The 6,788-nt window shown below is 72.8% G+C and carries 8 protein-coding genes; all 8 read left to right on the forward strand.

The window, feature by feature from the left end; genetic code table 11:
• Positions 1-28 precede the first annotated feature (28 nt).
• Positions 29-1,852, forward strand: a complete 1,824-nt coding sequence (locus ABD308_RS11930) for a lasso peptide isopeptide bond-forming cyclase (protein ID WP_344332241.1) — start codon at positions 29-31, stop codon at positions 1,850-1,852.
• Entirely contained in the window at positions 1,849-2,112 is a 264-nt protein-coding gene (locus ABD308_RS11935) for a lasso peptide biosynthesis PqqD family chaperone (protein WP_344332243.1), read from the forward strand. Before ABD308_RS11930 ends, ABD308_RS11935 begins: the two co-directional genes overlap by 4 nt.
• Positions 2,109-2,540 carry a lasso peptide biosynthesis B2 protein gene (locus ABD308_RS11940; protein WP_344332245.1) on the forward strand — a complete coding sequence of 144 codons (432 nt, stop codon included), beginning with the start codon at positions 2,109-2,111 and terminating at the stop codon, positions 2,538-2,540. Before ABD308_RS11935 ends, ABD308_RS11940 begins: the two co-directional genes overlap by 4 nt.
• The gene (locus ABD308_RS11945) at positions 2,537-3,502 is read left to right on the forward strand and encodes an ATP-binding cassette domain-containing protein (protein WP_344332249.1); all 966 of its coding nucleotides are present in this window, start codon (positions 2,537-2,539) and stop codon (positions 3,500-3,502) included. The genes ABD308_RS11940 and ABD308_RS11945 overlap by 4 nt, the downstream gene beginning before the upstream one ends.
• Positions 3,499-4,371, forward strand: a complete 873-nt coding sequence (locus ABD308_RS11950; protein WP_344332256.1) for an ABC transporter permease — start codon at positions 3,499-3,501, stop codon at positions 4,369-4,371. Before ABD308_RS11945 ends, ABD308_RS11950 begins: the two co-directional genes overlap by 4 nt.
• Positions 4,372-4,379: 8 nt before the next feature.
• Positions 4,380-4,883 carry a MauE/DoxX family redox-associated membrane protein gene (locus tag ABD308_RS11955; RefSeq protein ID WP_344332261.1) on the forward strand — a complete coding sequence of 168 codons (504 nt, stop codon included), beginning with the start codon at positions 4,380-4,382 and terminating at the stop codon, positions 4,881-4,883.
• 3 nt (positions 4,884-4,886) lie between these two features.
• A complete protein-coding gene (locus ABD308_RS11960) occupies positions 4,887-5,609 on the forward strand; it encodes a DsbA family protein (protein WP_344332264.1) in 723 nt (240 codons plus the stop codon).
• Positions 5,606-6,788 (forward strand): lasso peptide C-terminal Trp epimerase (gene mslH / locus ABD308_RS11965; RefSeq protein WP_344332267.1); only part of this gene is annotated, 1,183 nt, incomplete at its 3' end. The genes ABD308_RS11960 and mslH, both read left to right, overlap by 4 nt.

A 6,788-nucleotide genomic window follows, 5' to 3' on the forward strand; every position in this document is an offset into this window, starting at 1 on the left:
ACCGGCACCACCCGGGGAGCGAGGCGACATGGAATTCGTAGTTCTTCCGGACAGCGCGGCCGGTGCCGGGGTGGCCGCGCGGCTGCGGGCGACCCACCGGATCGACCACGCGTCGGGGCGGCCCTGGATCCTGGGGGACTGGCACGAGGACGAGATGACGGTGCTCCAGGCCGGTCAACGGCGCCTGGCACTCCTGGGACGCACCCGGCTCGACGAGCAGGCCACCACGGCCGCACTCGGGCGGATGCGCTCCCTCCACGACATCGACGCCGTCGCGTCCCGCCTGCCCGGCCTCGTCCATCTGATGGGATCGATGGACGGCAAGGTCCGCGTGCAGGGCTCGGTCTCCGGTGTGCGACAGGTCTTCACCGCCGTGGTGGACGGGGTGACCGTGGCGGCCGGCGAGACGGAGCCGCTGCTGCGCCTCACCGGCGCGAGTCTCGACGAGACGCTGCTGGCCGCCCGCCTCCTGGCACCCGGCGGCGCGCCCTGGCCGCTGTCCCTGCGCCCGGTCCGGCGGGGCATCGACGCGCTCGGCACCGGGCACTGGCTCGAACTGGACGCGGACGGCCGGTCGCGGCAGATCCGCTGGTGGAGCCTGCCCGAGGCCACGCTGTCGCTCGCGGAGGGCGCGCGGGCCGTACGCACCGCGCTGACCGAGGCGGTCGCCACCCGGGTCCGTCCGGACCGGACGATCAGCGCCGACCTGTCCGGCGGCCTGGACTCGACCTCCCTCTGCTTCCTCGCCGACGCGGCCGGCGCCGACCTGGTCACGTACCACGTCATGCCGATCGACGGCGCCAACGAGGACACCCTCTGGGCGCGCAAGGCCGCCGCCATGCTCCCGTCCGCCCGGCACCACATGCTCTCCTCGGAGCGCGCCGAGAACCTGCTGGACGTCGGCTACACCGCCGACTTCGCGCACCTCGCCCCGGAAGGGCCGTCGACCTGGGCCTCCGGGCTCGCGCACATCCGGGACCTGGCGAAACGCGCCACCGGTGAGGGCGCCTCCCTGCACCTGACGGGCTTCGGAGGGGACGAACTGTTCGGGCGGATGCCCGCGTGCGCCTGGTCGCTGGCCCGGGCCCAACCCGTCAACGGCCTGAAGCTGGTCAACCGCTACCGGCTCGCCAACCGGTGGTCCTGGAACGCGACCGTGCGGGAGCTCTCCGACCGGTCGACGTTCGCCCGGAGCCTCGCCAGGGTCGCCGCCCGGATCAGCGATCCGCCTCCGCCGCTCGACGAGCCCGACTTCGGCTGGGTGTTCGCGCCCCGCATGCCGGCCTGGGCCACGCCTGACGCCGTGACGGCCGTCCGGAAGCTGCTCGGCGACGCCGCCCGGCAGACCCCCGAGCCGCTCGACGCGGACCGGGCCCGGCACCAGGCGCTCGCCTCGATCGTCTTCGAGGGCAAGACGGTCCGTCAGGTCAACACCGTCGTCGCCGGCAGCGGCCTCGTCTGGGACGCCCCCTTCCTCGACGACCGTGTCCTGGAAGCGGCGATGTCCACCCGGATCGACCAGCGTCTGGCGACCGGGCGGTTCAAGCCGCTGCTGATCGACGCCGTACGGGGCCTCGTGCCCGGGGACATCCTCGACCGCCGCGACAAGGGCGAGTTCAGTGCCGAGGCGTTCCGGGGCATCGCCCGCAACCGGGCCCGGCTCCTGGAACTCTGCGAGGACTCGCAGCTCGCCCGGCTCGGCCTCATCGACCCGGCGAAGTTCCGGGCCGCGGTGCTCAACCCCGGGCCGATGGCCCACCACATCCAGCCGATCGAGACCACCGTGGCGTGCGAGAGCTGGCTCAGGACGCACCTTCGGCCCCACCCCCAGGACACGGGAGAACGCACATGAAGCTGAGCCTTGCCCGCGACGTCACCCTCACCCCGATCGAGTCCGGGGCGGTCCTGCTCGACGGACGCCGGGGCCGTTACTGGCAGCTCAACGCGTCCGGCTCCGCCATCCTGGGCAAGCTGCTCGAAGGCGAGACCCCCCGCACGGTCGCCGCGCTGATGGCCGAGGCCGCCCCCGTGAGCGAGGACCAGGCGCACAAGGACGTGATGGACCTCGTCGGCGCGCTGAGCGCGGCCAGCCTCCTGGAGGTCTCGCAGTGACCACCCCCGCCGTCGCGGAACAGGCTCCGCGGCTTCCGCTGCACCGCCAGATCGCCCCCAGACTCGCGGCCGGCGTGGCCCGCCTGCTCGTCAGGCTGCCTCCGGCCCGGCTCCAGCGGGTGCTGCGCGTGCTCAGCCGGGGAACCCGGCCCGCCGGATACGCCGAGACGGCGCGGGCCAGGCAGGCGGTCGTCTCGGTCAGCACCCGCTGCGCCGGCCTCGGCTGCCTCCAGCGGTCCGTCGCCACCGTCCTGATGTGCCGGGCCCGGGGCAGGTGGGCCGACTGGTGCACGGGGTTCCGCGTCCAGCCCTTCGCCGCCCACGCCTGGGTCGAGATCGACGGACGGCCGGTGGACGAACCGGGCGAGATGGGCGTGTTCCGGACCGTGCTGGCCGTGCGCGGCCCCGAGGGGAGGAAGCACCGATGACGGCGATCCGGGCCGAGGGCCTCTACGCCTACTACGGCACCACCGCGGCGGTCAACGGTCTCGACCTGACGGTCCCCGACGGCGCGACGTTCGGCTTCCTGGGGCCCAACGGCGCCGGGAAGACGACGACCATCAGCATGCTGACCACGCTCCTCAAGCCCACGGCGGGCCGGGCGGAGGTGGCCGGTGCCGACGTGGTGAGCCAGGCCTCCGAGGTGCGCCGCCGGATCGGCATCGTCTTCCAGGAGTCGACGCTCGACCAGGACCTCACCGCGGCCGAGAACCTCCGTTTCCAGGCCGACCTGTGCGGGCTCAACCGCCGCGATGCACGCCCGGTGATCGCCGGGATGCTCGACATGATGGAACTGTCCGGGCGCAGCAACGTGCCCGTGGGACAGTTCTCCACCGGTATGCGCCGCCGCCTGGAGATCGCCCGGGGCCTGCTCGGCTCCCCCAGGGTGCTCTTCCTCGACGAGCCGACCACCGGTCTCGACGCGCAGACCCGCGCGGCCGTCTGGGAGTACCTGGGCAGGCTGCGGCAGGAACGGGGCATCACCGTCTTCTTCACCACGCACCAGCTGGAGGAGGCGGAGCAGTGTGACCGGATCGCGATCTTCGACAAGGGCAAGGTCGTCACCGAGGGGTCGCCCGCGGAGCTGAAGTCCATCATCGGAGCCGACCTCGTCGTGCTGCGCACCGAGGACGACGCGCGCGCGGTGGAGCAACTCGCCGACCGCTTCGGCCTCACGGCGGAACTCGCCCCCGACGGCGTGCGGCTGCGGGTCTCCCACGGACCCGCCCTGGTGCCGCGGCTGTGCACCGGACTCGGGGTGACCGTGAGCTCGGTGACCGTCACCTCGCCGACCCTCGACGACGTCTTCCTGCACCACACCGGGGCCGAGATCCGAGAGAGCGGGACGAAGGCCCGCACACTCAACGACATCGGGGAGGGACTGCGATGAGCCGTCTGGACACCGTACTGGAGGCACCGGCCGGCAAGGCGGCACCCGCCGGCCCGTCCGCCGACCGCCGGGCGTTCGCCCTCAGACCGTACGTGCTGCTCTGGCGGCGGGAGATGACGCGGCTGCGGCACAACCCCGTGCGCGTGATCATGGGTCTGGTGACCCCGCTGCTGTTCCTCGTCGTCCTGGGCACCGGCCTCGACGCGGCCTCCTCCAGCCTCGGCAAGGCCCAGCTGAACGACTACCGGGCCTTCCTGTTCCCCGGCACGCTGATCATGTCGGTGCAGGCGCCGGCGGTCGCCGTGGGCATCTCGCTGGTGTGGGACCGCAGGCTCGGCATGCTCCGGCAGATGCTCGTCTCGCCGTTCCCGCGCTCCAGCATCGTGATCGGCCTCGCGCTCGGCGGAGCCACCACGGGGGCGGTCTACGGCTTCATGCTCCTGTCGGTCGGAGGCATCGCGGGCATCCGGTACACGCCGATGCTGCTGGTCGCCCTGCTGGAGATGCTGCTCGTCTCGCTGCTGTTCACTTCGCTCGGGCTGCTCGCCGCGGTCACCATCCGGAAGGTCGAGACGTTCCAGATCGTGGTGAACCTGAGCCTGATGCCGCTGATGTTCTTCTCCGGCGCGATGTTCCCGCCGAACGGGCTGCCGGGCTGGCTCGACACCGTGGTCAAGCTCAATCCCCTCACCTACGGCGTCGACGCGGTCCGCCGGACCCTTCCCGGGCCCGACATCCTGACCTCGGAGCAGACCCGTCTTCTGCTCGGGGACTGGCAGCCGCCCGTGGTCGCGGAACTGGGGCTGCTGCTGGCGATCACCGCCGTCGCGCTCGGCGTGGCCACGTACCGGTTCTCGCGGTCGCAGTGATGCGGACGATGAACGGAACCGAAGTCCGCCCGGTGCGGGCCGGCCAGGTGCGGGAGTGGACGGGGACCGCGGCACGGCTGCTCCTGGCCGCGGTCCTCGGCTACGCCGGCCTGGTGAAGATCCCGGATCTCAGGGAGGCCGGCCGCACGGTCGTCCTCTACCGGATCGTGCCCGAGGAGAGCGCCCAGCTCATCGGCGGCGTCCTCCCCTTCATCGAGATCGCGCTCGCCGTGCTGCTGGTCCTGGGGCTGGCCACCAGAGTGGTGGCGGCCGGCGCGGCCGTGCTGATGGTGATGTACATCGCGGCCATCACCTCGGTGTGGGCCCGGGGGATGTCCATCGACTGCGGCTGCTTCAGCAGCGGAGGCACGGTGACGAGCGGGGCCGAGCGCGGCTACGTCATCGACATCGCGCGCGACCTCGTCCTGCTCGCCGTGGCCGTCCTCCTGATCCGGAATCCGCGAACCCGCTACGCGCTGGACCACTGGGTCCTGGACACGAAGGAGCGATAGGCGATGCAGGCAACGGACACCCTGGTGCGGGAGATGGTGCAAAAACGGCACCGCCGGCGGCGCACCCTGGTGGTGTCGCTGGTGGCCGCGGTCGTGGTGATCGGGGCCGCGCTCGTCGGCGTCGGACTCGTCCGGGCGACCAACGTCATGCCGGACGAGGTACCGAGCCGCGTCCCCGTCGCCGCGACGGACGACAAGGCGGGCCTGCTCGCCTCCTCCGGCGGGGTGCGCGTCGACCTCTACCTCGACTACCTCTGCCCCGAGTGCCGCAACACGGAGAAGGCGCTGGCCGGAGAGCTGAAGAAGCTGCGGGAGGGCGGCGACGTGAGCGTCGTCTACCACCCGGTCACCTTCCTCGACAACCGCAGCAGCCCCGAGGGCTACTCGACCCGGGCGGCCTCCGCCGCGGCCTGTGCCGCCGACCAGGACCGGTTCGTGGAGTACTCCACCGTGCTGTTCGACAGGCAGCCCGCCGAACGCGGGCCGGGCCTGAGCGAGACCCAGCTGATCGAGGCCGGGCGGGACGCCGGGATCACCGACGCCGCCTTCGGGGAGTGCGTCCGGGCCGGCACGTACACGCCCTGGGTGCGGTACGTCTCCGACGTCGCCGCGTCCCGCAAGGTCGCGCTGACCCCGACCGTCATGGTGGACGGCAAGCGCGTCGACGTCACCGGGGCCGACGCGGTCGGCGCACTCACCCGCGCGGTGACGGAGGCCCGCGGATGACACGGCTGACCGTGGCGCTCTCCGGGGACTGCATGGCCACCCGGGGAGCGCTGATCACCTCCGACCCGGCCGCCGCCGGACTGCGCGAGACGCTGCGGGCCGCCGACTTCGCCTTCACCAACCTGGAGTTCGTTCCCGCGACCGGGCGGGGGCATCCGGTGCACAACGCGGCCGGCGGCGGCTGCCTGGTCGCGGACCCGGGCATGGTCGACGAGGTCCTGGCGGCCGGCTTCACGGTGTTCGGCTGCGCCAACAACCACGCGTTGGACCTGGGCACGGACGGGCTGCTCGGCACCGTGGACCTGTTGCGCACCAAGGGCGTCCCGTTCGCCGGGATCGGCGCCGACCTCACCGCCGCACGCCGGCCGGTCTACGCCGACCGTCCCGCAGGCAGCCTGGCCGTGCTCTCGTGCAGCTCGACGTTCCTGCCCGGGCAGGAGGCGGCCGCCCCGTCCCCGGACCTGCCGGGCCGTCCCGGGCTGAGCCCGCTGCGGCACGGCGCGACGCTGCGGGTGACGCCCGCGCAGATGGACGTCCTGCGCGAGATCGACGGCGAAACGGGGCTGCGGGACCGGCGGGCCGAGGCGCGCACCCTGCTCGGGTTCGACCCCGCCATGCCGTCACCCCGCCGTCTCAACCTGTTCGGCACCCGCTTCGAGACGGCGGACACGCCGGGCTTCGTCACCGGGTGCGATCCGGGGGACCTCGACGGGATCTCCCGGTGGGTGGCCGAGGCCCGTCGCCGCGCGGACCTCGTCCTGGTCAGCGTGCACTCCCACGAGCCCGGACCGACGCCGGAGACGCCCGGCGAGTTCCTGCGCGAGTTCGCCCACCGGATGATCGACGAAGGCGCCGACATGGTGGTCGGACACGGCCCGCACCACCTGCGCGGAGTGGAGATCCACCGGGGCAAGCCGATCTTCTACAGCCTGGGGAACGTCGTCAGCCAGATCGAACTCGCCGACCGGGTCCCGGCCGAGGACTACGCGAAGGTCGCCGCCGGCCGGCAGCTCACCCCGGGCCGGTACTTCGACGAGATCGGCGGCCACGGCCGCCGGATGTTCGCCCCGCACCGCCGGTACTGGCAGTCGCTCGTCCCGGTGCTCACCTTCGAGGACGGCGCCCTGGTGGCCGCCCGTCTCCACCCGGTCGACCTGGGCTTCGGCCGCCCGGTCGACC

The organism is Kitasatospora putterlickiae, assembly GCF_039527695.1.
GTDB classification, from domain to species: Bacteria; Actinomycetota; Actinomycetes; order Streptomycetales; family Streptomycetaceae; genus Kitasatospora; species Kitasatospora putterlickiae.

Excerpts from the sequence above, each read along its gene's own strand:
- ABD308_RS11960 (WP_344332264.1), top strand. The coding sequence starts at position 4,887 with ATGCAGGCAACGGACACCCTGGTGCGGGAGATGGTGCAAAAACGGCAC.
- ABD308_RS11945 (WP_344332249.1), top strand. The coding sequence starts at position 2,537 with ATGACGGCGATCCGGGCCGAGGGCCTCTACGCCTACTACGGCACCACC.
- ABD308_RS11950 (WP_344332256.1), top strand. The coding sequence starts at position 3,499 with ATGAGCCGTCTGGACACCGTACTGGAGGCACCGGCCGGCAAGGCGGCA.
- ABD308_RS11930 (WP_344332241.1), top strand. The coding sequence starts at position 29 with ATGGAATTCGTAGTTCTTCCGGACAGCGCGGCCGGTGCCGGGGTGGCC.
- ABD308_RS11935 (WP_344332243.1), top strand. The coding sequence starts at position 1,849 with ATGAAGCTGAGCCTTGCCCGCGACGTCACCCTCACCCCGATCGAGTCC.
- ABD308_RS11955 (WP_344332261.1), top strand. The coding sequence starts at position 4,380 with ATGAACGGAACCGAAGTCCGCCCGGTGCGGGCCGGCCAGGTGCGGGAG.